We start from the raw sequence: 24,693 nt of genomic DNA on the forward strand, positions 1-24,693 counted from the left end.
TATAATTACCTACAAGCTTCATTACATCCATCTCTGCCTCAAGATCGTTTATATACTGCATGTCAATCATTCAGCTTGCTCCCTTCTATATTCATGTGCTAATTTTACTAATTATTGATACATGATGTAAAAGAGGATTTCGTCCTATTTTTTGCAATCCTGCCCGTTAGCTTAATGCCGTTCCCAGTCTAGTGCTATATTTTCTCAGTCTACAACTTTATTTTTCAGTCTAATACTTTATTTTCCCAAGACACCTGCTTGTTCAACTAACCTGCTTCGTTAGTTTAAGTACTTTTCTTCACTATCCTCGCGTCCAATAATTATTGTATTTTATTCTATTAAATGGCCCATTTAATGAAAAAGAGCGCTGATCCTTTTTACAGAAGGTACTGCACCCTTTAATGGAATAACTAAACTTCATTTTGTGGCTTTTTCATGTGTTTCCAAACTTTGATTTGGGAACGTTATTGGGTTAATTTTTGTATACGTTATAAATCCTTGTTTCACTAAAGCACTCCGTTCGTTCAATATTAACGATATTTTTTTGAAACAACGAATTCAGTAATAGGCATTGTTATCCAAGCAAATCCAATTACAATAACAAGTGGAATATTTTTTATATCATTTAATGCAATTACTTTTTCAGATACTACGAGAACAATTAGCATCAATAATAATAATAAGTAATAGCTTATTTTAGAACTTAAAAGTGTAATATGCTTTTCCATTTCATCTTTTTCACCCTCATGTTTTCCATTCAATTCACCCCAAGTTAAAGACTGAAATAAGAAACCGATTCCTAAAAATAAAAAAAATAGTGTAGAAGCATTAATTATTTCTTTTGTAACCCACTCATAAATCGCATAACCACTAATTGCAACAATAAGAACTAAAGAACATAAAAAGCTAACTTTTTTTACAGTTATCATTTACTCCCATCCCCTTCAAAATCAAAATCAAATAATTCCTCAATAGACAGACCTAAAACATGAGACAAAGTAAAGGCCAATTGTAAACTTGGATCGTACTTATCGTTCTCAATAGCATTAATCGTTTGTCTGGACACTTTGCATTTTTGTGCAAGTTCTTCTTGTGATAATCCTTTCATTTTCCGACGTGCTTGAATTTTATTTTTCAATCGATTCACCTGCAATATGTAAAGGAGATTTTACATTTAATATACCATAAAATAGTAATATGTAAAGAATGTTTTACATTTAATATAAAATAATACTCATAAGCACTTAAACATTTTGTTAAAGTAGCCTGCTCCGTTCGTTGAATAAAAAAAGCACCCAAAGCGTCGTTGGGTGCTTTTCTTTGCTTACCGTTGTAAATCCGCATAAATCTGACTAGACCCTTTATTCAACAATCTGGCCCTTTAGACGAAGAAAGACGCATTTCCTACAAAAGAAATGCGCCAGATTGTTGAATAACTTAGGTAAAAATTATTTCTTTTCTTTGTCGGTCCATAAAACTTTGTATATAAATGCTAGTTCAGCTTCTTCAATACCCTGGGGCAGTTCCCCAGTTGTGCCACTACCAGAACGCAGTTCGTTTTTAGTAGTGCCTAGCCATGCTGTTAAATAAATAGGTTTATTTTTTTCTAAAGTCATTTTTCCGTCGATTAGCAAACCGAAAGATGATGTTGTCATGTTATTTGAATAAAACGTTGTAGCAAGCCCAGAAGGTATACCATTTAAAAGTTTTAAAGAATGATCTTCGTCTCTATTATCAATTATTCCAAAAGAAATAAGGCTGTCATTATATTTTGTTTCGAGTTCATCCCAAGTCTTTAGTAACTCCTCTTTAAACTTACCGTTTTCAAAAACTTCCGCCGAAAATTGCAAATAAAGTGCCATTCAACTTGAAAAATTTAATTTGCTCTACACCTGTTTTACTAATTAATAAGGTTTCTTTTTCACTCATGTTGTAGGACTCAGTGGTTAATTTCGAATTTGATGGAGATTTTTCTGCTTCTACTCCTGCACACCCTGTTAACAACAATGTGATAACTATAAACAAGCAGTAGCTTTTAAAATAACGCATATTAGCTCCCCCCATTGATGAATGTTTCATTAAAATATTTCAAATTTTATCCATTTTTGCAATACGCAATACTCCAATAAATGGCCCGTTTGTTGAACAAAAAAATCCTGCAGTATCAACACAGGATTTTAAATCAATTTGCAAATAATCTATGTTTTATCAATTTCTAATTGTCTTTTAATCGAATAAATTGTGTTCCTAGCAAGATCTGTTTCTCGGTGAATATTCACCACTGATTCATTTTGTTTTAATAATTGAACCACTACATTATAGATAAGACTGTCCTTTCCCTTTGCTTCAGCGTGATATTTTCTACTCTTCCCTTTGAAAGCTCCACGCTCTTTTGCAATAGCGATACCCTCTCGCTGGGCAGTTTTAATTCGATTGCGTTCTTCCTCAACCATCCATGAGAGAAGTGTTAAAACTAGATCAGAAACCAGCTGGCCTACACCTGCTAATTCTTTATATTTTCGTGTATCAAGGATCGGCATATTTAAAACAACAATATCAATTTCATCTTCGGTTATTTGTTTCCACTCATTAAGAATTTCTTGTTTGTTACGGACAAACCGACTTAAATCATGGACTACTAACACATCACCAAACCGCATTTTCGATCTCATTTCACGATAAACGGAACGAACAAAATCTTTCCCTGACTTTTTTTCGCTGTATATTTTTTCACACCTAAAAGCTTCAAGCTCCTTCAGCTGGCGATCTAAATTTTGATCAACAGAACTAACCCTGGCATAACCAAAAATCATTATGTATCGACTCCTTTAATTGAACAACTTATAATGAACAACTCAATACATTGTCACTTTAGGAGTTAATTTGCACCTATTTTAAGGGTTATTTTGCACAGGCCTAAATAAAAAAGAGATGGCAATCGCCACCCCTTTAATTTCTTGTGCCACAATCGCGCCCTATTACGGCAAAGTCATAATTTCCCAATGAATCAAGGTTTTAAGCTAACGGCCGTATTTAATAGTGAAAGGTGTATGAATAATCAACGCTTCCTTTTTTCATTGATTTATGATAAATTTGAAGAGGAAAAATAATGATTAATAAAAGGAGGCGAAAAGCAATGGAAATGGTATTGATTCTTGATACAAAGATTAAAGTTTCTGGGGATTTAAATACAGCGGGATACGTATGTCCTTTTTTAAACAGAATACCGCAACCGGAGCTTTTTGACGCCTGTTTTTCGTGAAGACGAATAAATAGATTTTAATATGTCAAAGGTACTGGTTATATAACCGGTACCTTTTTATTTTTTGTCGATGTAGAGGTGACTATAATGGTAAAAACAATAGATCTTGCCTCCTAAAATAATAATTTTAATTTTAGGAGGCAGAAAAGATGAGTAATCAAATAAATAATAACTATTCAGCACAAAAACAAGGTTCAAATAGACTTTTGATAATTGTTTTAGGACTATCTGTATTGATGGCTGCAATTACCGTTGATATGGTCACTCCTGTTCTAGGTATGATTGGAGTAGAACTAGGAGGATCTGAAGCTCAGGTTAGTTGGGTTGTCGGTGGTGTCGCCCTTGTACTCGCGATAGCAATTCCATTTTATGGGCGTATGTCCGATTTTCTAGATGTAAGGAAGCTATTTACAATAGGGATATTAATCTTAACAATGGGTAGTTTAATTTGTGCCCTTGCTCCTAACCTATCTGTTTTAGTATTTGGAAGAATGATTCAGGGTGCCGGAATGGCTGCTATCCCTGTACTCTCTGTTGTCGTGATAACTAAAGTGTATCCACCAGGACAACGCGGTAGCGTCTTAGGAATTATTGCTGGTTGTATTGGTATTGGAACTGCCGGAGGACCGATCTTTGGTGGCACTGTAGGTCAATGGTTAGGCTGGCATTCTCTATTTTGGATTACATTCAGTTTAGGATTAGTAATCGCTATAGGCGCGCAAATTTCTATGCAAAAAATTGAACCAACAGAAATTGGCGAATCAAAAACCTTTGATATTTTAGGAGGAATTTTACTCGGACTGATGGTAGGTTTATTCTTGTTAGGTATTACTCTGGCCGAGACCTCTGGTTTTGGATCTAAACAAACAATCATAAGCTTATTAATATCGTTGTCCGCTTTATTTGCCTTAATTATTCGAATTGCAACTGCTAAGCAACCATTCATTCCGCCAGTTTTAATGAAGAACCGTTTATATGTGAGTTCTGTTTTAATTATTTTTTTCTCGATGTTTGCCTACTTCTCTATCCTTGTGTTTGTTCCGTTGCTTGTTGTTGAAGTCAATGGATTGACCCCGGGAGAAGCTGGAATGACACTACTTCCTGGAGGTGTGGCTGTCGCTATTTTATCACCAATAGTAGGAAGGTTGTCTGACCGTATTAAGCCCAAAAGGCTTTTAATCACAGGGTTGATTGTTATGGGGATTTCCTCATTATTTATGTCATTATTTGCTGGATCCTCACCTATCTTTTTTTCGATTGGTGTTTTAGGTATTGGAGTTGCTTTTGCGTTCATTAATTCTCCAGCTAATAATGTTGCGGTATCTGCACTATCTAACGAGCAAGTTGGAGTAGGAATGGGTCTGTTTCTAGGCGCATTGTACCTTGGTGCAGGGACTGGTGCAGCAATAATTGGGGCTTTATTGTCTGCAAGCCACGAAGTTGGAAATGCTTTAAATCCACTTTATTCGCTAGATGCTCCTCACTATTCCGATGTGTTTTTAGCGGTAACATTCATCATAGCAATTGCTCTAATTATCACATTGAGCTTACGCAATGAAAAATTATAACAAGTTTAAACGCCCTTTGAAAGGGGCGTTTTTTATTGACTTTTGTTATCGAGCTAACCTCTCGTTCAAGAAAATTTATTCAACAATCTGGCCCGATTGCTGAATAAGGGAAAATCCTGCATATAACAATATTTTTTTATCAAACTTTTATAAATTATCATTCTAAGATCTAAAAACAGTTCATCTTTTTTTATAAATGGTATAGCTTGTTTCACAACGGTACAACTTTCTTACAAACGGTTAAACTTTGTTTTAAAGATACATCACACACACTTCACAATAAAAAGGAAACACCTCTAATTTTTTTAATTCCAACAACACTTCTTTACCTTTGTCAGCATTTAACATACTAATCCATAAACCTCAATTTGCAAAGTTGTAATAACACCTATTATAATAATCATGTAGTTATCAAAAAAGATTACTACATTACTTCGTTTGTATTTTTTCAGACTTACGCGCTGCCAAGCTGGAAAGGGCTGAAGTGAATGAAGTTATATAAATCAAAAAAAGAACCAGAAATATACTACTATTTCAATGCCAAAGGCGAAAAGCTATGGATGTATCGTCACAAATTTTATAACGCAGCTGGGATTAGAAAAGAAAAGAAAAAAAGCAGCTTTAAAACAGAAAAAGCAGCTTTAAAAGCCCTACTAGAAGTAAAAGCTGCAACACTACAAGGCGAAACAAAGCATATAGAATATGATAATTTAACGGTTGGGCAATGGCTAGATACTTGGCTTGAAATGAATAAAAACAAATGGAAAGCTACTACGATGAAGCAACGTAAGTTAGTGGTTAAAAAACCATTTTAAGCCACTACTTGGCCACTATAAACTCCAAAAGTTAGATCGTATAACGTATCAAAGGGTTTTTATTGATATATTGGAACAAAAATTAAAACCTGGTACAGTCTATTTATTTCATTCAATCTTTAAAATTGCTATTAATGCAGCTGTCGAAGAAGAATTACTTATTCGCAATCGTTTTACAAAAATTGTTATAAAAAACGAATTTGAATTAACAAAAGAAACCTACAACTATTTAACCATCGAAGAATTAAATATCTTTCTCCACACAGCAAAAAAGTATGAAGACATTACTAGTTATACTTTTTTGTTGGTAGCTGTCTATACAGGTATGCGCAAAGGTGAAATTTGTGGCTTACAGTGGCGAAATATAGATTTCAAAAATAATATAATTACAATTGAACGTACACGTGATGATATTGGTACGCGTACCCCTAAAACTAAAATAGTTATAGGAGAAGTTTGGTGGATGATCTAGTAATTGATCAATTAAAAAAATACCAAGTATGGTGTAAACAAATTTTATTGAAACATGGCAAACAATTTGACGATCAGTTATTTGTATTTATTAATAAATTTAATAACCTATTGCATGGTGCTGCGATTCATAAAATGTTTAGAGATACGATTTTAAAAGCTGGTATATTAAACAATGATGGTGAACCAAAAATTACTTTTCATGGTTTACGTCATACCCGACAATTTTATTAAATAGCGGACAGAACGTAAAAGCAATTGCTCAGCGCTTAGGAAATACTCCAGCAATGATTTATGAAATTTACGGCCATGTAATGAAAGAGTTAGAAGAACAATCAGTAGAGGTTTTCAGTAGAAGTTTGGACTGCGGAACTGGGGCTAGCAGTGGGGCTAATTAATGTAAAAGTCCGTGTAAACGTTGATAAATCAATACTTTTGTCATTTATTTAATGTTTCACGGACTAATTTTTTATTTTTCAATATGTACCCTAATAAGCCCTCAAAGCCTGTTATATGCAGCTTTTGAGGGTTTTCATTTTTTAATACAATGCATATTAATCCACAAAGTTGAGGCTAATAAAATATAAATTGGCGGTGTGTTAAGCATTCGTATTTTCTAACCGAAAAAACGATTGATTTCTCTATATCTTTCGTTGCCATTTAACTAGCGTAAAACAGCTTCTAATTTTATCTAGTAGTCTATTTACCCATAAAAAAACTGCACCTTCAATTGTTAGAGTGTGTCTAACAATTGGGGTGCAGGTCCAATCCCACATCGTTTTTCTTAATTACTTTGCACTTTAAAAACTTTACTATCAGGCTGTCTATTCATTGCCTGCTGTAAAAATCGTGTTGCGGTAAACAATTTTTCTTCATCAATATTTGTTTGCACGCCTAAACGATGTAGGAAATTCACTAGATCATTCGTTGACACATTGCCACTTGCACCGGGGGCATAAGGGCACCCCCCCAAACCACCAATAGCACTGTCGTATTTTGCAATTCCGAGTTCTAGTGCTGAAAATATATTCGCTAAAGCGCGACCATACGTATCATGAAAATGAAGGGCAAACAAATCACGGTCGTATTGAGTGAGCAGCTCTGATAAAATAGCCTTCACTTGTATAGGGTCTGCAACTCCGATAGTATCGCCAAGTGAAATTTCAGAAACGCCCATTTCTAAATAGGCATCAATTATTTTCTTGACTGTTTGAAGATTTACTTCGTCACCAAACGGACTGCCAAATACGGTTGAAATATAACCTCTTAACGATATACCTTTACGATTTGCTGCTTCAGCTACAGCTTTTAAGTTTTGCAAAGATTGGTTGATGGAAGCATTTAAATTACTTTGATTATGCTCCTCAGAAGCAGAAATAAATAAAGCAATTTCATCAACCTTATGTTGAATCGCCCCTTCTAGCCCTTTCAAATTAGGCACAAGAGCAGCATACGTTATTTTTTCATCACGTGTGATTTGCTCAAACACTTCATTATGATCGGCCAAAGCTGGTATCCACTTTGGGCTAACAAAAGAGGATACTTCGATATGGCGGACACCTGTTTCACTTATTAAGTTAATCCATTGCACTTTCAAATCAGTTTGAATAAATATTTTCTCATTTTGTAGGCCGTCACGCGGACCAACTTCTCTTATTTCCACTGCTTTTGGTAAGTTCATAAAGATACACTTCCTTTAACTAAATGCCGAACAGCTGTAGCATAATCCAGCTTGATGCGTAGAATACCATGAATTGCACACCAGCCCCTACACCTAAAATTCGATTTAATAAACCACCAACTGTTGCGACTGTAAATGTTAAAACTACTCCTACTAATTGGGCCTCGTTATAGGCAAGCAAGAACGCTAAACCGATGAACATCGCTACGATTGCTTCCTGGCTGATATATTTTAGTACTAATACAGATGCTTTACGTGCATAATTCATCGCAAATGGATAAGCAATTAAAGCCGCCACACTAATTCCGATTAACCCAAAAATGAAAAAATCCCATGAAGACATTAATGTGTGTAAGTTGTTTACCGGATCCACAGTAAAAATCGGTGGTGCATTAAATAAAGGTGATGCTGGTCCAAGTGCTACTGGGCTTAACGGAATACCGAATGCAATTAATGGAATAATAGCTTCAGCAATATATGTTGATTCCGTTACACCATTCATCACAGTAAGACTCGTTGTTGATTTTTTATAAGCTCCTTTTGTGCGGGAGCCTACAATTTCCCCCATCAATGACGTCATCCCTACAGGACTGAATACAAATGTGAGGGAGGAAAGAAACGTTGTAATGCTCGTAAAAATCGTCTGTCTTTTCGATAAAATTTTAAATGGATTAGGAAAATATCCTTTCCATGATTTCGTTTCAGGAGCAAGATTATATTGATTTTGCTTACTGCGCGTTAAATCATTTTTAGCAACAGGAGATGCTGCCATTAAAATATTACAAAACATTGGCCCAATGGCAATCCCTAAAAAGAATGTAATACTTAAATGTTTATCAAGCATCGCAAAGCTAACGCTATCTAAAGCCTTAATGAAAAACGCAAATGGAATAATGATTAAAAGACTTGCCCATTTCCCTTTTGAGAAGAACGCGATTAAAATAGCGGCAAGTGTAAAAATAATGCCTGATGAAGATTTAAAGAAATCGGCAAATTGACCTAAAAACTGACCTAAAAGGACAGCGGTTGGTAGGGCAATAAATGCACCGATGACGCCGCCAGAAATCATTTTACGTAGTGCAACGTGCGGCATCCCTAAACGGCGTAATGTATTTGCATGGTCGATTAACGGTACAGCTGTTGTGTCACCAGGGATACCTAATAACGCAGTTGGTACAGCATGTGTTAAGTGCTTAGCTAACACCCCTGCCATGAAGAAGGCGAATACACCTTCAGGAGGCGCACCCAGCAAAATAACTAACAATGTAATAGGTACCATAATCGCTGTTTCATCTGTACCTGAAATAAGCCCAATGACAGTAAAGATAGCTGCACCTAGAAGGGCAAATAGAAGAGCTATTAAATAAATACTCATTTTTTATCCGCTCCTTTCAAGCCTTGTAAGCTAGAAAGAATACCAAAATCCTCGAGCTCTTTTTTTGTCACCGGGTCTTCCTCAATTAAGCGTATTTCCTCGTCGATATCAATTTGTAAATCTTCAAATGCTTCCTTTAAAGAATGACTAGATGTCTCATCCTCTACTAAAATACGCTTTGGTTTAAAAAGAATTGTATTGATAACGACAACAATCAGAATACCTGCAATTCCTGTTAATAGTGAATAGGAGTTAATCATTTGAGGGTCTGCAATTTTCGGAAAAACCCACTGGCCTAATTGATAGCCTAAAAAGCTGGCTACAACGCTTAAAATAATTGAAATAATTAACTGATTACCAGAAACCGTGTCACCTAAAATTTCGATAAACTTTTTTTCATCTACATTTTTTTGCTCATTATGTTGGGTATTCGCCAAGTTATTCACCTCGCAGAGAGTTTGTAATCTCTAAAACACGATCATAACGGAAATCTTTCTCTTCAACTGCCTGCTGTACAACACGATCAATAATATCGCCTGTTGCTCCAGCCATTACAGCCAAATTTTTGGCATGCAGACGCATATGACCAGATTGAATACCTTCTGCGGAAAGCGCTCGTAAGCTTGCTAGGTTTTCTACTAATCCTACCGCGGCAATGTAGCTGGCTAGTTCCTCTGCAGATTGCACATCCATAATTTTTAGAGCGGCTTTTGCAACAGGATGAGTCTTTGTAGCCCCTCCCACAATACCAACAGCTAACGGTAATTCCAACGTACCAACAAGATTGCCTGCTTTATTAAGCTCCCATGTTGTTAAAGAACGATATCTGCCAGAACGGGCTGCATAGGCATGAGCGCCAGCCTCAACAGCACGAGTATCGTTACCCGAAGCTAATACCGCAGCGGTAATACCATTCATAACTCCTTTATTATGTGTAGCAGCACGGTACGGATCAGCATCTGCAAATTCGTAAGCACTTACAATATTTTTGGCAATCTCTATCCCACCGAGCATATCTGTCGAGAATTCACCACGGGCACGAACAATACGCTTATCTGCTAAATTTGAAATAATTCGGAGCACAACTCGTCCATTTGTAATCCGTTCGATTAATGGTGACACAGATTCTGCCATCGTATTGACAGCATTTGCCCCCATCGCATCTTTCGTATCTACGATTAAATGTACAACAACCATTGTTTCTTTTGCTGTGTCGATTAAGTGCACTTCTACATCCTTTACTCCGCCGCCTAGCTTTACTAACGTCGGATCTTTTGCATTACAGTGTTCGATGATTTCATCTTTATGTTCAAAAATTTTCGCCCTTGCTCCATGAGGGTCATCAATATTTAATACTTGAATCTGTCCACGCATAACTGTTCCTGAGCTGGAAGTAAAAATTCCGCCTAACTCATATGCTGCACGTGCAGCATTACTAGCTGCAGCAATCACAGACGGTTCTTCCGTAGCCATTGGAATAAATACCTCTTTGCCATTTACTTTAAAATTGGCAGCTACCCCTAAAGGAACTGAAATGTGGCCAATAACATTTTCAACCATTGCATCTGCAAGCTCTAATGATATCCCACTGTTTAAAGCTTCAACTTCCTCGTTTGTTAACTTTGATTTTTCAGCGATTAACTTAATTCGCTCTTCCACTGAAAGTAAATAAAATCCTTTAATTCGTGAAGTCATCCCCATACCCCCAAAAATATAAAAAAGTGTAATACAATTCAACTAAGTTGAATAGCATTACACCAATTGTAAATTGTCTGAATAGTATTGTAAACAAGAAAATTGTATTTTCGATAATATTTACGTTTAAAAGAAAGTTTTAATCCTCAACATAAATCGTTAATACTTTTGAGTTTTCCGCAGAGTTGTTAATAAAGATATGTTCTTTTTTCCCAGAAAAATACGCAGAGTCACCTTCTTCTAAATTGTAAAATTTATTATCGTATTTCAAGACGATACTACCAGAAATGATGTAAATGAATTCATCATTATCGTGTGTATAAAGGGCTAAATTTTCCGCCCCATTATGTACAGTGACAATAGAAGGATTGATATTGCTCATATAACTCTTATTCGCTAACAGCTCATATTGATAGCCGAGTTGATTCGTTTCAACAGTCTCATTGCGCTCTTTTTTCGAGACAATTGAAATGCCATCAAATTGATCCTGGATAACAAACCAAGCCATAGGCACATCAAATATTTCCGCAATCTTAGACAATGTCACAAGACTGGGTGTCGCTTTGCCATTTTCTATTTTTGAAATATGGCTTTTTGTTAAATTGATCTGCGTAGCTAAATCATCCTGAGACATTTTATTTTTCTTTCGCATCTGTTTTATTTTTACTCCAACTTCTAGTATGTTCATCTATTCCAGTCCTCTCGATCTGTTAGGCTTTTACATAACTATACTATATTTTGGAATGGAGGACAGATAATACGGAAAGTGTAACAGTTACAAAAGTAGCTATTTTAGGTTTTGAAAATTTGAATATTCATAAATTAAAGGTGTGTAATGTTATTCACTACACATCCTTTGCTATGTGGCAATGAAAAAGCATCTACTCCCTTGGACAGATGCTTTTTGTATATAGGGCTTATAAGCAATATCATTCTTAGGATCCTAATAGAAGAATTAGATTGATTCGTTCAAGTCCTCAGACGAATTTCATTCTTTTTAGTACATTTAAAAAGACTCAAAGATACGTACTAAAAATACAGTGAAATGTTGGCAAGAAACAGGATCGTTCGGAAGGAACCTTTGGTAATACCATTACTCACTAAAATTTGAATATATTTATATGACCAATTTGAAGGAGAAACATATTTAAACCCTTTAACTTCTCCCTTCATTTTTAAGTCAAAAGCGTTTACTAATAACTTTGCTAGTAAACTTCGTTTTGTGGTTTTTAAGTGTGTTTTCATACTTTCATTTGGGAACGTTATTTTGATTTAATTTGTATAATTAATTCATTTCTTCAGTTAAAAATCTCTCTCCAAAAGTTGTCAGTCTGACTTTAGTTAGATCAACAGAGTGAACTCTTTCATCGTTATATGTATCATCATCACCAAACCAATAAATTGTAACATCTGAAATATATGTTCTATCATGCATATATTCAATAAGATCACCCCACATATCTAAGTTTAAATTGTAATCTGTATAAACAGGTATATTTCCATTTTTGATTTCATTTAAGATATTAAGTATTATTTCTTTGTTTTCCAATTAATAACACTACCTTTCGAAATAATTATTGAATTCCAGCCTTAGTATTTATAACTTTTCCAAAGCGGCGTCTGGAACCTTTATGTCAAAGAATGTTATTCAATAATATGGCTCTATTACTGAAAAAGGCACAATTCCAATTCAAGAATTGCACCCGATTGTTGAATAACTATTTTTTATTATTACTAGCGTTCTCTCATATATTTCTATATCTTTATTAGGTAGTATATATACTAACAATTTTCTCGTTTAATAAAATCTCTTTTTCTTTTTTTAAACCATTTTTTATTGCAACCTTCTCTGAAGCAATGTTTCCATTTTGAATTAGGGCAATGATTTTTGGAAGTTTTAATTCATTTAATCCATGATCTATCAAAGCAAGAGCCACTTCTGTAGCATATCCCTTTCCCCAATAATTCTCTTCAATCCAATATCCTACCTCTATATAATGTTCTTCTTCAACAATTTGAGGTACAAGTCCTGCGTGTCCTATTTTTTCACCTGTGACTTTGTCTTTTATAAGTTTTAAACCATAATTTCTATTCAACCTATAATGTTCAATAATCCACTCGAAAAATTTATTAGCTTGTTCTCTATTACGAACTTCTCCATTTCCTATGTACCTCACCATATTAGGATTACTTAGCAAATTCTCTAAAAAACTAATATCATCTTCTGTGTAATTAACTAAAATTAATCTTTCACTCTCCAACAATTATACATCCTCTCCTTATTCGAATAAAAAACAAAATGCATATCCTGTTATATGGAAAAACAGAAAATATGAAACCTCTAACTGATTCCTTTACTAGTTGATGTACATAGTCTCCAAAGCGTTATTTGGCAACTTTTCATAAAAGAATGTTATTCAACTATATGGCCCTATATTGAGATCAGTGCTAATTCTTATTACAGAATAGCGCCCGATTGCTGAATATCAAGATAGTGTTCACTGTTTTTTACTTGTTAAACTAAAGCACTCAGTTAGTTAAAGAAGGAAATCAGATTTCGCTAAAAAACAAGAAGATTATGCAGGCTATTAAAGAAAAGATTCCAGTCCCTAAAGCAATAGTTCCATTAGCAACGTTATATTTATTTTTCTTTCTCATCTTAAACATGAAAAAAAGTCCCGTGGTCGTTGAAATAAGGAAAATTATAAAAAAACCGATAGGCACAATATACATTTAATTAACTCCTCCATTTTAGGCTTTTTGTTCAAATAAACTGTACCGTGTGTTGAAGATTTCTATTAGCTAATTTTACGAAGATAACAAGTCACTTCCATCAGTGGTTGCCAAAATTGCTTCATACATCGTCTTATTACACCTTTTCATAAAGGACTTAACAGCCTTGTATCCCACTTTTTAACCAGAAAGGAAGCCCTACAGGTTGATACCCTTCTAGATAAAGAAAAAGTTATTTTAATATCTTTTTTAGTAGTATTATGAAATAGTATAAATAAATGTATTTTAAGAGGATAAAAAACTTTATTCAAAAAAGGAGTTATTCTAAAAGGAGTGTAATTTAAAAATGTTAGGTTTATTTATAGGTATAGTACTTATCATAATGGGTTTTTTTATAATTTCAATTAAAAGATGAATTAGGGGATTATAGTGATAAGCCATTATATAAAAGAATATTTGTTTATACTATTGAAATTTTTAGTTGCTTAAGTCCTAGTAACATCATTGGTTGGTTATTAGGTATAGGGCTTATACTAGTCATTTCAGGTTTGTATTTTGTAATTTCATTTTTTTCAAAATTATAATATTTTAATGGTAATATTACATATAACTATTATATTAGTGAAAAATAGTTGGATTTTTTTAATTTCATTCGAGGCATCCAATTAAGTTTCACATTATTTCTACCACAGTCGACAAAAATGGTCTGCATATATCTATCCCATCTCCCTGTTTAATGCAATTTATCACCTAATATTAACTTTCTACACCCTTTCAAAAACCCCTCTTATTCAACTAAACTGCATCGTTAGTTCAATAAAGAAAAAGGAGCTGCATTATGGAACTCAATGATCTTCAAGTAAAGCACCCGATACTAGATGTACATTTCTTCACAATCTAACAGATGAACGAGATGTACTTATAGATATATTTTTTGTCATTAGAAGACGTATGGTGCTATATTCCAAATGAGATAAATGGCAATCATCATATGGAATATAACCCCAAAACTTAGCTTAAGATGTATGTTAAAGCCTTTGATAATTTGGAGATATAAGTAATATAACCCAAAAAGAATAAAGGCATAGCCGACAGGCATTCCTACACTGTACAGTAATTTACCCGTATTTGTAATATCTCCTGGTGGTGCGTCGGCTGCATAGAATAAAATGCCACTTATCATAAAAGATAAAAAAATTTCAACAAAATAGGTGACTGTGGCTACGATTAGAAAATACGCACCGTAAGCAATCGTCTTTTTCATGTAACTCCCCCTACGAACACTCTATCATTTTGACGATATGTACAACAAAACTGCTCTTATAGTACAATAAGAAATAAGAGCTGTCTAAGCAGCTCAATAGTCTTCAAGTAAAGCCCCTAAAAGTTGCATTTAATTTAATGATTGAGAAACTGGTGAAGTTTGATTTTCCCAATCAGTTGGTCCCTCATTTGGTTCAATATACTTCCGCCAATACTCCCCACTTTGCTTATCAAATATAATGATATTACTATCGTTTGGCGAGATTAACTCATACCTGAATTGTTCTTTCTTTGTTTTATTGACTTGTTCGGATGTTAAAGACTGCGATATAAACCATGAACTTAAAAGAATACAGAATCCTAAGAAAATAATAGAAAAAGACATAAAATTTTTGTTCATTTACTAAACCCCCATAAGGTAATACATATATTATATCATTTAACAAAATATAACATTAAACCTATTTTATTGAACAAATTATAACATTTCACTTATTTTATTGGACAAACCTGCTCCGTTAGCTTAAGTACATTTGTTAACAATATCTTTGGTATACAGTCTAATTGGTTATTCAAGAATCAGGCCCTTAAATAAAAAAAGCTCTTTCCTTATTCCAGGAAAGCGCCCAATTGTGGAATAAGCTATTCATCCCAAAATTTTTCCTTCTTAAAATAACTCCAAATACGAGTAAAGATAAAATACACTATGAGGCTGACAATCAAATTTATACCTTTATTAAGTATCCATATATTTGTTAGTTGTATACTGTTCATTATGTTATAAGTTCCAGATATCAAGAAAACTGTGAGGAAACCTATTAAGAAGGCCTTTTTATCCATAGTGAAAATTTACTCCTTATTGCATCATAATATACTCATTAATTCTTAGCTTCCCTGCTTTTCATTTAAGTATATTTAAAATAAGCTTGCTACTCAAACATAAATATCGATAAGTACCTCTTAAGAATCTTGCCCTCAAAAAAGATGTATTCTTTATTAAAGAAGCACGCCCGATTGTTGTATATGAGGGTTTTCCATAATCTGATTACTATATTTTATTTTTTATCCGGTTCACCCTAACATATCAAAATGAGGTTTTATAAAAATGAAAATAAGGATTGTATTTGATTGTGTTATAATGGTCTGAAGGTTGTTATTTCCAAATCTTTATGATACTAGTAAATTCACGGACATCTAACCTGAAAATAGTTTGAATTTTCGAGGGTGATAATTTGAAAATTTCAATAGAAGAAATAAGTAGAGAACTGGAAGAAGAAATCCTCATTAAGTGTCATGAGGTAGACGAAGAAATACATGAAATCGTAAGTAAACTACAAACTGAAACTCTCATAATACTCGGATATCAAAATGATAGAGTTCATCGTATTAATCTTAGAGATATCTATTATTTTGAGGCAGTTGACGGAAAAGTTTTTCTTTACTGCGAGGATAATGTTTTTGAGGTAAAACATAAGCTTTATGAGTTAGAGGAAGTATGCAAAGATAAGAAATGCTTTCGTGCCACCAAATCAACTATTCTAAACATAGCTAAAATTTCATCCGTTCATCCTTCCTTTAGTGGTCGATTCGAGGCAGTGCTTGATAATGGGGAACGTGCAGTTATATCAAGGCAGTATGTGCCTGTCCTAAAAAAAATGCTGGGATTGTAAAAGGTGGGATACATATATGAAACTTTCTGAATTTGTACAAGACATCATTAGGGATTTCTTGATGATCTTCGCATCTATAATTATTATTATTACTATTTTAAGACAAATTTATTATCCCGATATGGCCTTTGATTTAAAGTCAATTTATATCATTATTGCATTTTCATTTTTAAGTGCACTAACGGGATTTATTTTATATTCTCCTAATGAAATAAGTGAAAAGAAAATGCGGATAAAAACTGTTATTCATTTTTTCACCTTGGAGATTCTATTGATTACCCTTGGTGCCATTTTGGGTATTCTGAAAAACGGATTAGATGTACTTACTATGGCACTGCAAATTGCTGTTATCTATATGATAGTTCGTCTGTTGTCATGGAAAAATGATATAAAAGAAGCCAAAAAAATTAACGAAAAACTAAAAGCATTTAAGAAAAACGTTAATTAGTAGTCAAGAAAATCATACTGCAGTTTTTTCTGCAACAGATTATTTTACGGTAAACTTTATAGTTTATCGTTTTTTTGCATCTTATTTGCCTGTAGAAGCAACTTACCGTTTTTCTATATACTTCTTTTCGGCTGCTTATTATGATGAATTAAGAAAAATTCATTGGAAAAGGAGTAATAAAAATGGGAATTTTATTATTAATTATCATTTTGATTTTCGAAATTGCTTTTGCATTTTACTGTATCGTCACGAAGCAAAACCATAGAAAAATAAAGAATTATATTAGGATTGCTGCATTTATTGCATTTGTCATACTCACACTTTCTTCTGTAATTGTGTGGAGTTTAAGTTGGGTAATGCTTGGTTTACTGTTTCTCCTATTAGCAATAAAGGCAACAGTTTCTCTTATCCGTAACAAGGAAAACAAAAAATATAAAACTTCTAAAATCGTGTGGAAATCCATTGTAATGATAGTTGTCTTAGTATTTGCCCTTGCACCTGCAATTGTTTTTCCGCAGTATAAATCCCCAAAAGTAACTGGTGAATATAAAGTTGCAACCGCTACTTACACATATACGGATAAAAACCGTATGGAAGAATTTACGGATAAAGAGCAACACAGATTTGTGAACGTAGGGTTTTGGTACCCGAAGAATGGCAATGGTACTTACCCACTTTTGGTGTTCTCACATGGAGCATATGGCATTAAGGATAGCAATAGCTCTACCTATACGGAACTGGCAAGCCACGGCTATGTAGTCGTTTCCATCGATCACCCCTATCATTCCTTCTATACTCGTTCAGAGGATGGAATTGTAACTATGATCAATTCAGATTTTAGAAAAGAATTCGAAAATAAGAATAAGGGTGTTTATTCGAATGAAGAACAGTACAATCTCATTCAAAAATGGATGAAACTGCGAACAGACGATATGAATTTTGTCATTGATACAATACTTACAAAAGTCAAAAGTGACAATGACCCTATTTTTCAACATATCAATACAGAGAAAATTGGTGTGTTTGGGCACTCAATGGGAGGTGCTGCAAGTGTGTGGCTAGGCAGAATGCGCGATGATGTAAGTGCAGTAGTAAATATCGATGCCCCTTTCTTTAGTGAACTTGTTTATAACAAAGCAAATGATAATTTTGTGGCAAGCAGCAAAGACTACACAACTCCACTTTTTAACATTTATTCTGACGATGTTTGGCGACAACTGGATAGTACTCCTGTTTATGTAGCGAACAAACTCAACAATAAACAGTTCGAAGGAGCATATACTACTCATTTTAAAGGGGCAAAACATTTAAGCTTGACCGATTTACAGCTTTTCTCTCCAATACTTGCAAATACGCTACAAGGTGGAAAAGCAAGCATCAATACCTATTACTGTATTGAAATGGAAAATGAATTAATTCTTAAATTTTTTGACTATGAATTAAAAGGCATTGGTCATTTCAATCCCAAGAAGACATATTAATTTTTTATCTAAATAGACTTAGGTTTTGTACAAAATTTCTCCTTACCTGGCTACACAAAGAGGCTGCAATATAACTAATTATCTCTTTGCGAAAGCCGAATCACTTTCAAATAAATTAAGCACTATATTTAAAAAACCCGAACAATGGTAAAACACCATATGAGTGTCTTGTCATTGTTCGGGTTTACTTTAGCTAAAATGTTTTGTCCCAGCCTCTCTTATATTTAAAATAAATTATTATTTTTAAAATAATTATGGAATACTATATTTCTAAACCTTACTTATGATACGATTCCTCACTAATGATAAAAGCCATCCTCCACAATATGGCCCTTTAAAAGAAAAAGACGCGTTCCTCAATAAGGTACTGCACCCCAAACGTTAGACACGACTCTAACATTTGGAGGTGCAAATCAATTACAGAAAAGCGCCCGATTGTGGAAGAACATTGACTTATACTTTATTTACTATACTTTCCGAAAAATTTCTCTAAACGTTCTTCATCAATTGCATACTCTCCACGCCATGCAGCTAGTGGAAGAATAATATCGGAACGTGGGGAGCCTTTTGCCTTCTCATAAAGTTTCATTTTTTCAACGGTATCTACGAATCTATCAACCATTGGCGGATACAAATCATTTGGCATTATTCCAAATTCCGCCAAGGATAATAGCTGCCCACGAACACTATATTTACTGAACTTAGGAAATACTTTTTCCGATTTAATTCGCTGTTCTAACTTTCCTGGCGTTTCTCCTTGCGGGGCATTTCTGATTATATCTATTAATTTTCTAAAGATTGCTATATCTTCTTCTGTTGGGGTTGGAACCTCTAGCTGTGAAAACTCTCTTAATTCTATCAGCATCAATTCAATACCTTCATTCCATGAACCACCATAATAATGACTGAATAACCCTTCTCCCACATTTAAGTATTTTTCTTTTTTAACACTGCATTTTTGGCAGTACTCTGTATCGCTTAGGTAGGAATGATTTTTACACTGATTGGCATAAAGATAGCTTAATATTGGTTGTCTTCCCCTTGGAAAACTTTTCATACCTGCTACATAAGCTTGAAGTGCTTTATCCATCGTTATATTGAAATTTTTGGTTAATATCTTAAATTCATCGATCACTTTATCGTGAGTAAAATGCTCAATCTCATTTAATGGATAAAAACTTTCTTCCAAATATGTCTTTTCCTCATCTTTTAAATTATTTGTTGAAAAAATATAAACAGCTCTTTCATTATCCCATACATCTCCATTATCAATTTCACGATAATAACCTTTTTCGTCTTTTTCATATCTCTTTTTGTTATAAACTTTTTTTAAGATTTTTAATAGTTTATCATTCACTTGATAGTTCATAGATTATTTCCTCCACTATTTTTATTTGAGTATAATCCTACATTTTGTGGTACGTTTTCGTTGGGATTGATATAGTAGGTTCCGAAAGGTTCATTATAGATACTTTTATGATAACATTTCACAATGGATTTCTAAGATTTACTGGATGTTTTAGATAAAAAAATAGACCATCAACAATCCTGCTCTTTAGTAAATTATTCAACAAAAAAAGCGTAAATCCTTGTTGGATAAACGCCCTCCGTTAGTTGAATAAAAAACGCACCCAAAGCGTCCTCCATCAACAAAAAACAGCGACAAACACCGATTTAACAGTATTTGTCGCTGTTTGAAATGTTACCAAGCTTTTATTTGGGAACGTTATTTCGTTATTGGATGTACAGATATACAGCTCAACTTCTTAACATTCATCTTGATAAATTTGAACTGTTTTAGGTTTTAAATTAACTATATTTTTAAATACTTTAAGATTTTCTATATGTCTAAAAAATTCATCTAAGCTTTCAAAATCCATTGACCATTCTGTAACTTGTAATTTTTTAAATTCATCAATAGGAGTAAATAATAGTTTGCAATGAAGCTGGCTCATTCCTAAATATTCATCATCTTCGTATTCAGTAAACTGGCGTACAAACGAAAAATGAAACATTTCTTTACGGTAAGGACCACATTCGAATAAAATTTCCTTTTCATCTTCTCCTACAATATCTTCCTCACAAAATTCTTTAAATGTTGTCCAAATAGACGCTACTGAATCTGTATCAACATTTATTTTTCCTTTCAAATAACCTTCTACTTCTTGAATCCTCACTATTTATCGCCCCTCTTGTTACTTGTTCAACCTTTATAAAGAATAAAGAGCCAAGTCTAATTAAGCAAATAAAGTTACTAAAGCGTCGTTTGGTAATATATCTTTAAAAATTGTTATTCAATAATATGGCCTTTAAATGAAGAAAGACGCATTCCTCCTTACTAAAGAAATGCGCCCGATTGTTGAATAACGAATATTAAATCTTGGTACTATATAGACTCGACATTTAATTACATACAGTTCTCCATAACGAATATAAGCCCAGTTTTCATACTCAGTTTTATATTAAATTAATCTTCCCCTTTAATGAAAACAAGCGCTAATCCTAATTACAAAATATTACTAATAGGGGTAGCACCATGTGTATTTTTAGTCAATTCCAATTAAGTAATTCAACCTAAAATTCTATTCTATATTTTTTTTAGCTGCGTAATCACCATAAAAGTAAGTGTCCCAAAAATCACCATATTTAGGAGTGGCAATTATTGTATATTCCCCATTTTCCTCAACTTCAAACAAAACTACACTATTATGTTCCCATCCCACAAAATGTTTTGAGTCATCTACGAGCATATAGATGCTGTATATTCCCTTTTCTAATACTTCACTTTTTTTGAAGTCATCAATTAATTCTTTGGCGTTTGGAATAGTGTGTTTATTTTCATTTATGTCAAACTCAAATTGGAAATTTACCACACCTATTTTCGATGCATACCTTCCATACCTGTCATCACCAATATTATTTCTTGGGTCGCTTGGTACCAATGTAGGTAAAAGTTTAATAGTATCTATCTTTTGTGTCATTTTAAAATCGTCAAGTAGCTCTTGATAATTACCTACACCTATCTCAATATTGTCGTAGGGAAATATTGAAACAGGTCCATTTCTTACTGGTTCATATTCATTAGGGTATTTCACTAAACCATATTTTGTTATTAGCTGTTCAACTACTTGAACTACCTTTGGATGTTGCTCAATATATGCACCCTTGAATTGTGAAAGGTAAATATCGTCATGACTGCCCTTTCCTATAACCTTCAATGTATCTCTATCAATCATTAGGTACGGATAAGCACGATATGGCTCTTTCATTTCTATATATGTTTGATGGTCAATACTTGCAAACCAGTTATTACTTGCCTGAATAACAGAAAACTCACCTTGTATTCCATAGTTTGTTTCTAAATATTCTTGTATTGGTTGATTCAGATCATCTTTAGAGAAACATCCACTAAGAATTAGGATTGATGTACTTGCTAAGATAACTTGAATCAATCTTTTAATACTCTTCATTTCCCAAACTCCATTCCCTAAATTTTGATAATATTATAACATTTTCCGTTAAACTAAGCTGCCACGTTGGCATAAGTACATTTCTTCACAATCTTAACGAAACAATTAATAAAGTCACTACATAATCTGGCCCTTTAAATGAAAAAGACGCGTTCCTAAATAAACGCGCCCAGATTGTTGAAGATAGTCTTTTAACTAAATTCAAAGGAGAACCCCAAAAAAACTGTGAAAACAACATTTTTGGGGTTCTTGTGTCTTCCCTAACTTTCATTTGGGAACGTTATTTGCATTCGTTTTGTATATTTTATTAACCCTTGTAACACTAAACCATCTAACTTATCGGCTCTGAAAAATGCGGTTATTTAACAATACCTATACTATCAAGAGGATAAAATCTAATAGAGGTTTTTCCAATTACCTTTTCCATTGGTACTAATCCCACACTAGAATATCTACTATCAATACTATTTCTCCTGTTATCACCTAATACAAATAAGTAGCCTTCTGGTATCGTTGAATGATCTGTTAAAGACTGTAAAGTGAAATCTTGTGTTAGTGTATCAGTGTCTAGTAGTTGTTTTTTATGCAAATCTAAATATGGTTCTTCCAAGGCTTCATCGTTTATATAAAGGGTGTCATTCTCATAAGCAATATGGTCTCCTGGTAATCCTATGACACGTTTAATATAAATCCCATCATTAGGGGGTTTGAATACGATAACATCAAATCTTTCAATACCAGAAATTTTCTTACCAATTATATTTACTAAAACGAAGTCCCCATCTTCATATGTTGGCATCATTGAAGCACCACCTACTCTAGTTGGGGAAACAATAAATGTCATCATAGCGATAACAAAAACACACGTTATCACTGTAGACTTAACCCAGTCTAATAATTCCTTTATCGTTGATTTCTCCAAAACAAAACACTCCTCAAATTAACATTAATTCAATTATAAACTTGCCGAAAACGAATGGAGGGGGAAAGCGCCCCTCTCATTTTCAACTGCCTTCAAACGCTCAAATTCTACTTTTTGTTGCTTGGCTTTTTCCTTCTTAGTCGCCTCACGTTTTTTCGCTTGTAATGCCTTAATTTTCGCTTCTAATTTCTCAATATGTTCCGCCATAAAAACATCCCCCTTTTTCGTCAATTTTCTAATCTATTTATTGACACCATAACATTTTTTTCACTTTTTTGTAATTTTAACCAACGAATGATATAGTTATATTTGTATTTATAGTAAAAAAGGGGGGAAATAAATGTTGAAAAAATCATTAAGTGTATTTTTATCAAGTGCTTTACTACTTACTTACGCACCAATTAGTACACTAGCAGCAGAAGAAAAAGATGGCGAATTTTCACCATCAGAATTAGAACTTGTTATCGATCAAGGACCAGAAGCAACTCCTGCAGCTGCTATCGGAGTTCTATATTTTGTACCAGGTATAGGACAAGCCCTCGTAATTGGAACAGGAATCTTCACAGTAGGTTTGGCCACTTATAAAGTAGGAACTTGGATTGGAGACTGTATAAATTCGTTCATTGAAAAAGAGACAGCAGACGAATATATTTCTAAGAACAGAAAAGGCTCTATTAGAAGTGAATTCCCAGGGGAATATTACGGAAAAACTCTCAATGAAATCGAAAAAGATGCCAACAACGGCAATGCTGCAGCAAAAAAAGCAAAAAAATTGTTAAATGATAATCGCTTTAAAAAATAATTAAATAGTTTAGGGGTATAAATTATGAAGATATATTCAGTGAAAATATTATTAGAATCTACTGTAATACCAAACACCCATTCATCTAAAACATTCGAAGAAATTATCATATTGGTAGAAGCTCAAAATTCCGATGAAGCAGAAATAAAAATCCGCCAAAAATTTGTTGATGATACTTACAAAAATGCAGATGGTGGGCAAACTACATGGAGTCTTGTAAAAATACTTGATATATTTGAAACTGTTGATCAATTCGAAGGAGATATGAATTTCAAAGAAGTTTATAGTCGCTTTTTACCTTTCGATAAACCAATTACTGCAGATGAAGTCATAAAATTATATTCCCTTGATAAATAAAAAAAGGGGCAACAGTATTTAATACTGTTGCCCCTTTTTATTTCAATAAAGAAACATCTATTTCTTCAACACTCTATCATTTATATTAATTATCTGGAGTATAAGTGGGGTAATAGCGTTATCATTGTCCTGAAGTGTTGAAACAAGATATTGTGAGAGAGCAGAGCAATTTATAGCTGCTCTTTTTATTTTGGTTTGGCAAGGTACAGCGATAGAGGGAAAGGCATTGACAATCTTGTAACACCCGAACCCTCTTGTTCCGTCAAAACGCCCACCGTTTTGACCTGCCTACCGGCGAGGGAGCCCCCTCCCATTTTTTTCGCTTGTACTATTCTACTCGGAGTTAAAATATAAAACCTTCCCAAAGCGTCGTTTGGTAATATATCTTTAAAAATTGTTATTCAATAATATGGCCCTTTTCATGAAGAAAGACGCTTTCCTAATTTTGAAGTGACCCCAAAAAGTTAGACATTATATTAAGTTAAGCTGCGGATTGAATTCGGTACTGTACCGGACTCAATCCTTTTAATTTTCCTTTGATACGTTTGTGATTGTAGTATTCGATATACAGTTCAAGCTCGCGCTTGAAGTGAACCATACTCTCAAATTCTTGTATATATAATAACTCAGATTTTAATAAACCAAAAAAGTTCTCAATTACTGCATTATCTAAACAGTTA

At 33.7% G+C, this 24,693-nt stretch carries 27 protein-coding genes and 1 pseudogene; 8 read left to right on the forward strand and 20 right to left on the reverse strand.

What is annotated here, in order from left to right:
* Positions 1-530: 530 nt before the first annotated feature.
* The 5 genes from AO843_RS21820 to AO843_RS21835 all read right to left on the reverse strand — a co-directional run bounded on the left by AO843_RS21820 (position 531) and on the right by AO843_RS21835 (position 2,813).
* A complete protein-coding gene (locus AO843_RS21820; protein ID WP_054613176.1) occupies positions 531-929 on the reverse strand; it encodes a hypothetical protein in 399 nt (132 codons plus the stop codon).
* On the reverse strand, positions 926-1,138 hold the full coding sequence (locus tag AO843_RS21825) for a helix-turn-helix transcriptional regulator (RefSeq protein WP_054613177.1): 213 nt from the start codon (positions 1,136-1,138) through the stop codon (positions 926-928). Before AO843_RS21825 ends, AO843_RS21820 begins: the two co-directional genes overlap by 4 nt.
* Positions 1,139-1,448: 310 nt before the next feature.
* Positions 1,449-1,850: a hypothetical protein gene (locus tag AO843_RS21830; protein ID WP_231630227.1), complete on the reverse strand. Its 402-nt coding sequence runs from the start codon at positions 1,848-1,850 to the stop codon at positions 1,449-1,451.
* A complete protein-coding gene (locus AO843_RS25265; protein ID WP_231630228.1) occupies positions 1,825-2,049 on the reverse strand; it encodes a hypothetical protein in 225 nt (74 codons plus the stop codon). The genes AO843_RS21830 and AO843_RS25265 overlap by 26 nt, the downstream gene beginning before the upstream one ends.
* A 149-nt stretch (positions 2,050-2,198) precedes the next feature.
* Positions 2,199-2,813, reverse strand: coding sequence for a recombinase family protein (locus AO843_RS21835; protein WP_054613178.1), 615 nt, complete (start codon positions 2,811-2,813; stop codon positions 2,199-2,201).
* A 323-nt stretch (positions 2,814-3,136) separates the two neighbouring features.
* On the opposite strand from AO843_RS21835, the gene AO843_RS25460 reads away from it, so the two are divergent.
* The 3 genes and pseudogenes from AO843_RS25460 (at position 3,137) to AO843_RS21845 (ending at position 6,514) form a co-directional block, all read left to right on the forward strand.
* Positions 3,137-3,262, forward strand: coding sequence for a hypothetical protein (locus tag AO843_RS25460; RefSeq protein WP_255350396.1), 126 nt, complete (start codon positions 3,137-3,139; stop codon positions 3,260-3,262).
* Between the two features lie 149 nt (positions 3,263-3,411).
* Positions 3,412-4,830: an MFS transporter gene (locus AO843_RS21840; RefSeq protein ID WP_054613179.1), complete on the forward strand. Its 1,419-nt coding sequence runs from the start codon at positions 3,412-3,414 to the stop codon at positions 4,828-4,830.
* Between the two features lie 488 nt (positions 4,831-5,318).
* A pseudogene (locus AO843_RS21845) lies at positions 5,319-6,514 on the forward strand (tyrosine-type recombinase/integrase).
* Between the two features lie 386 nt (positions 6,515-6,900).
* On the opposite strand, the gene AO843_RS21850 reads toward AO843_RS21845, so the two are convergent.
* From AO843_RS21850 to AO843_RS21895, 9 genes are all read right to left on the reverse strand, one after another.
* Positions 6,901-7,797, reverse strand: coding sequence for a hydroxymethylglutaryl-CoA lyase (locus AO843_RS21850; protein WP_054613180.1), 897 nt, complete (start codon positions 7,795-7,797; stop codon positions 6,901-6,903).
* A gap of 19 nt (positions 7,798-7,816) precedes the next feature.
* Positions 7,817-9,172 carry a tripartite tricarboxylate transporter permease gene (locus tag AO843_RS21855; protein WP_054613181.1) on the reverse strand — a complete coding sequence of 452 codons (1,356 nt, stop codon included), beginning with the start codon at positions 9,170-9,172 and terminating at the stop codon, positions 7,817-7,819.
* Positions 9,169-9,609 carry a hypothetical protein gene (locus AO843_RS21860; protein WP_054613182.1) on the reverse strand — a complete coding sequence of 147 codons (441 nt, stop codon included), beginning with the start codon at positions 9,607-9,609 and terminating at the stop codon, positions 9,169-9,171. Before AO843_RS21860 ends, AO843_RS21855 begins: the two co-directional genes overlap by 4 nt.
* A gap of 1 nt (position 9,610) precedes the next feature.
* Positions 9,611-10,867, reverse strand: coding sequence for a hydroxymethylglutaryl-CoA reductase, degradative (locus tag AO843_RS21865; protein WP_054613183.1), 1,257 nt, complete (start codon positions 10,865-10,867; stop codon positions 9,611-9,613).
* A 139-nt stretch (positions 10,868-11,006) separates the two neighbouring features.
* The gene (locus AO843_RS21870) at positions 11,007-11,555 is read right to left on the reverse strand and encodes a helix-turn-helix domain-containing protein (RefSeq protein ID WP_054613184.1); all 549 of its coding nucleotides are present in this window, start codon (positions 11,553-11,555) and stop codon (positions 11,007-11,009) included.
* A 597-nt stretch (positions 11,556-12,152) separates the two neighbouring features.
* Positions 12,153-12,416 (reverse strand): hypothetical protein, encoded by a 264-nt coding sequence (locus AO843_RS21875; RefSeq protein ID WP_054613185.1) that lies wholly within the window; start codon positions 12,414-12,416, stop codon positions 12,153-12,155.
* Between the two features lie 217 nt (positions 12,417-12,633).
* The gene (locus AO843_RS21880; protein WP_197278983.1) at positions 12,634-13,128 is read right to left on the reverse strand and encodes a GNAT family N-acetyltransferase; all 495 of its coding nucleotides are present in this window, start codon (positions 13,126-13,128) and stop codon (positions 12,634-12,636) included.
* A 1,412-nt stretch (positions 13,129-14,540) separates the two neighbouring features.
* Positions 14,541-14,864, reverse strand: coding sequence for a hypothetical protein (locus AO843_RS21890; RefSeq protein WP_054613188.1), 324 nt, complete (start codon positions 14,862-14,864; stop codon positions 14,541-14,543).
* A 129-nt stretch (positions 14,865-14,993) separates the two neighbouring features.
* Positions 14,994-15,263 carry a hypothetical protein gene (locus AO843_RS21895; protein WP_054613189.1) on the reverse strand — a complete coding sequence of 90 codons (270 nt, stop codon included), beginning with the start codon at positions 15,261-15,263 and terminating at the stop codon, positions 14,994-14,996.
* 832 nt (positions 15,264-16,095) lie between these two features.
* Between AO843_RS21895 and AO843_RS21905 the strand changes: the two genes are divergently transcribed.
* The 3 genes from AO843_RS21905 to AO843_RS21915 all read left to right on the forward strand — a co-directional run bounded on the left by AO843_RS21905 (position 16,096) and on the right by AO843_RS21915 (position 18,462).
* The gene (locus AO843_RS21905; protein WP_054613191.1) at positions 16,096-16,533 is read left to right on the forward strand and encodes a LytTR family DNA-binding domain-containing protein; all 438 of its coding nucleotides are present in this window, start codon (positions 16,096-16,098) and stop codon (positions 16,531-16,533) included.
* 16 nt (positions 16,534-16,549) lie between these two features.
* The gene (locus tag AO843_RS21910) at positions 16,550-16,981 is read left to right on the forward strand and encodes a DUF3021 family protein (protein ID WP_054613192.1); all 432 of its coding nucleotides are present in this window, start codon (positions 16,550-16,552) and stop codon (positions 16,979-16,981) included.
* Between the two features lie 182 nt (positions 16,982-17,163).
* Entirely contained in the window at positions 17,164-18,462 is a 1,299-nt protein-coding gene (locus tag AO843_RS21915; protein WP_054613193.1) for an alpha/beta hydrolase family protein, read from the forward strand.
* Positions 18,463-18,922: 460 nt separating this feature from the next.
* Here AO843_RS21915 and AO843_RS21920 read toward each other — a convergent pair whose 3' ends face one another.
* The 5 genes from AO843_RS21920 to AO843_RS24680 form a co-directional block, all read right to left on the reverse strand.
* Entirely contained in the window at positions 18,923-19,831 is a 909-nt protein-coding gene (locus AO843_RS21920) for a hypothetical protein (protein ID WP_197278984.1), read from the reverse strand.
* A gap of 397 nt (positions 19,832-20,228) precedes the next feature.
* Complete coding sequence (locus AO843_RS21925) at positions 20,229-20,639, reverse strand: hypothetical protein (RefSeq protein WP_054613194.1); 411 nt, start codon at positions 20,637-20,639, stop codon at positions 20,229-20,231.
* Positions 20,640-21,044: 405 nt separating this feature from the next.
* Entirely contained in the window at positions 21,045-21,932 is an 888-nt protein-coding gene (locus tag AO843_RS21930; protein ID WP_036125938.1) for a hypothetical protein, read from the reverse strand.
* A gap of 358 nt (positions 21,933-22,290) precedes the next feature.
* Positions 22,291-22,854: a signal peptidase I gene (lepB, locus tag AO843_RS21935; RefSeq protein WP_054613195.1), complete on the reverse strand. Its 564-nt coding sequence runs from the start codon at positions 22,852-22,854 to the stop codon at positions 22,291-22,293.
* Positions 22,855-22,887: 33 nt separating this feature from the next.
* Positions 22,888-23,061, reverse strand: coding sequence for a hypothetical protein (locus AO843_RS24680; protein WP_156314013.1), 174 nt, complete (start codon positions 23,059-23,061; stop codon positions 22,888-22,890).
* 133 nt (positions 23,062-23,194) lie between these two features.
* Between AO843_RS24680 and AO843_RS21940 the strand changes: the two genes are divergently transcribed.
* Both AO843_RS21940 and AO843_RS21945 read left to right on the forward strand, forming a co-directional pair.
* A complete protein-coding gene (locus AO843_RS21940) occupies positions 23,195-23,656 on the forward strand; it encodes a hypothetical protein (RefSeq protein WP_054613196.1) in 462 nt (153 codons plus the stop codon).
* Positions 23,657-23,680: 24 nt separating this feature from the next.
* The gene (locus tag AO843_RS21945) at positions 23,681-24,013 is read left to right on the forward strand and encodes a DUF4288 domain-containing protein (protein ID WP_054613197.1); all 333 of its coding nucleotides are present in this window, start codon (positions 23,681-23,683) and stop codon (positions 24,011-24,013) included.
* Between the two features lie 481 nt (positions 24,014-24,494).
* On the opposite strand, the gene AO843_RS24295 is transcribed toward AO843_RS21945, so the two are convergent.
* Positions 24,495-24,693 (reverse strand): IS3 family transposase (locus AO843_RS24295; RefSeq protein WP_156314014.1); only part of this gene is annotated, 199 nt, incomplete at its 5' end.

This window comes from Lysinibacillus sp. ZYM-1 (assembly GCF_001308875.1).
GTDB lineage: Bacteria > Bacillota > Bacilli > Bacillales_A > Planococcaceae > Lysinibacillus.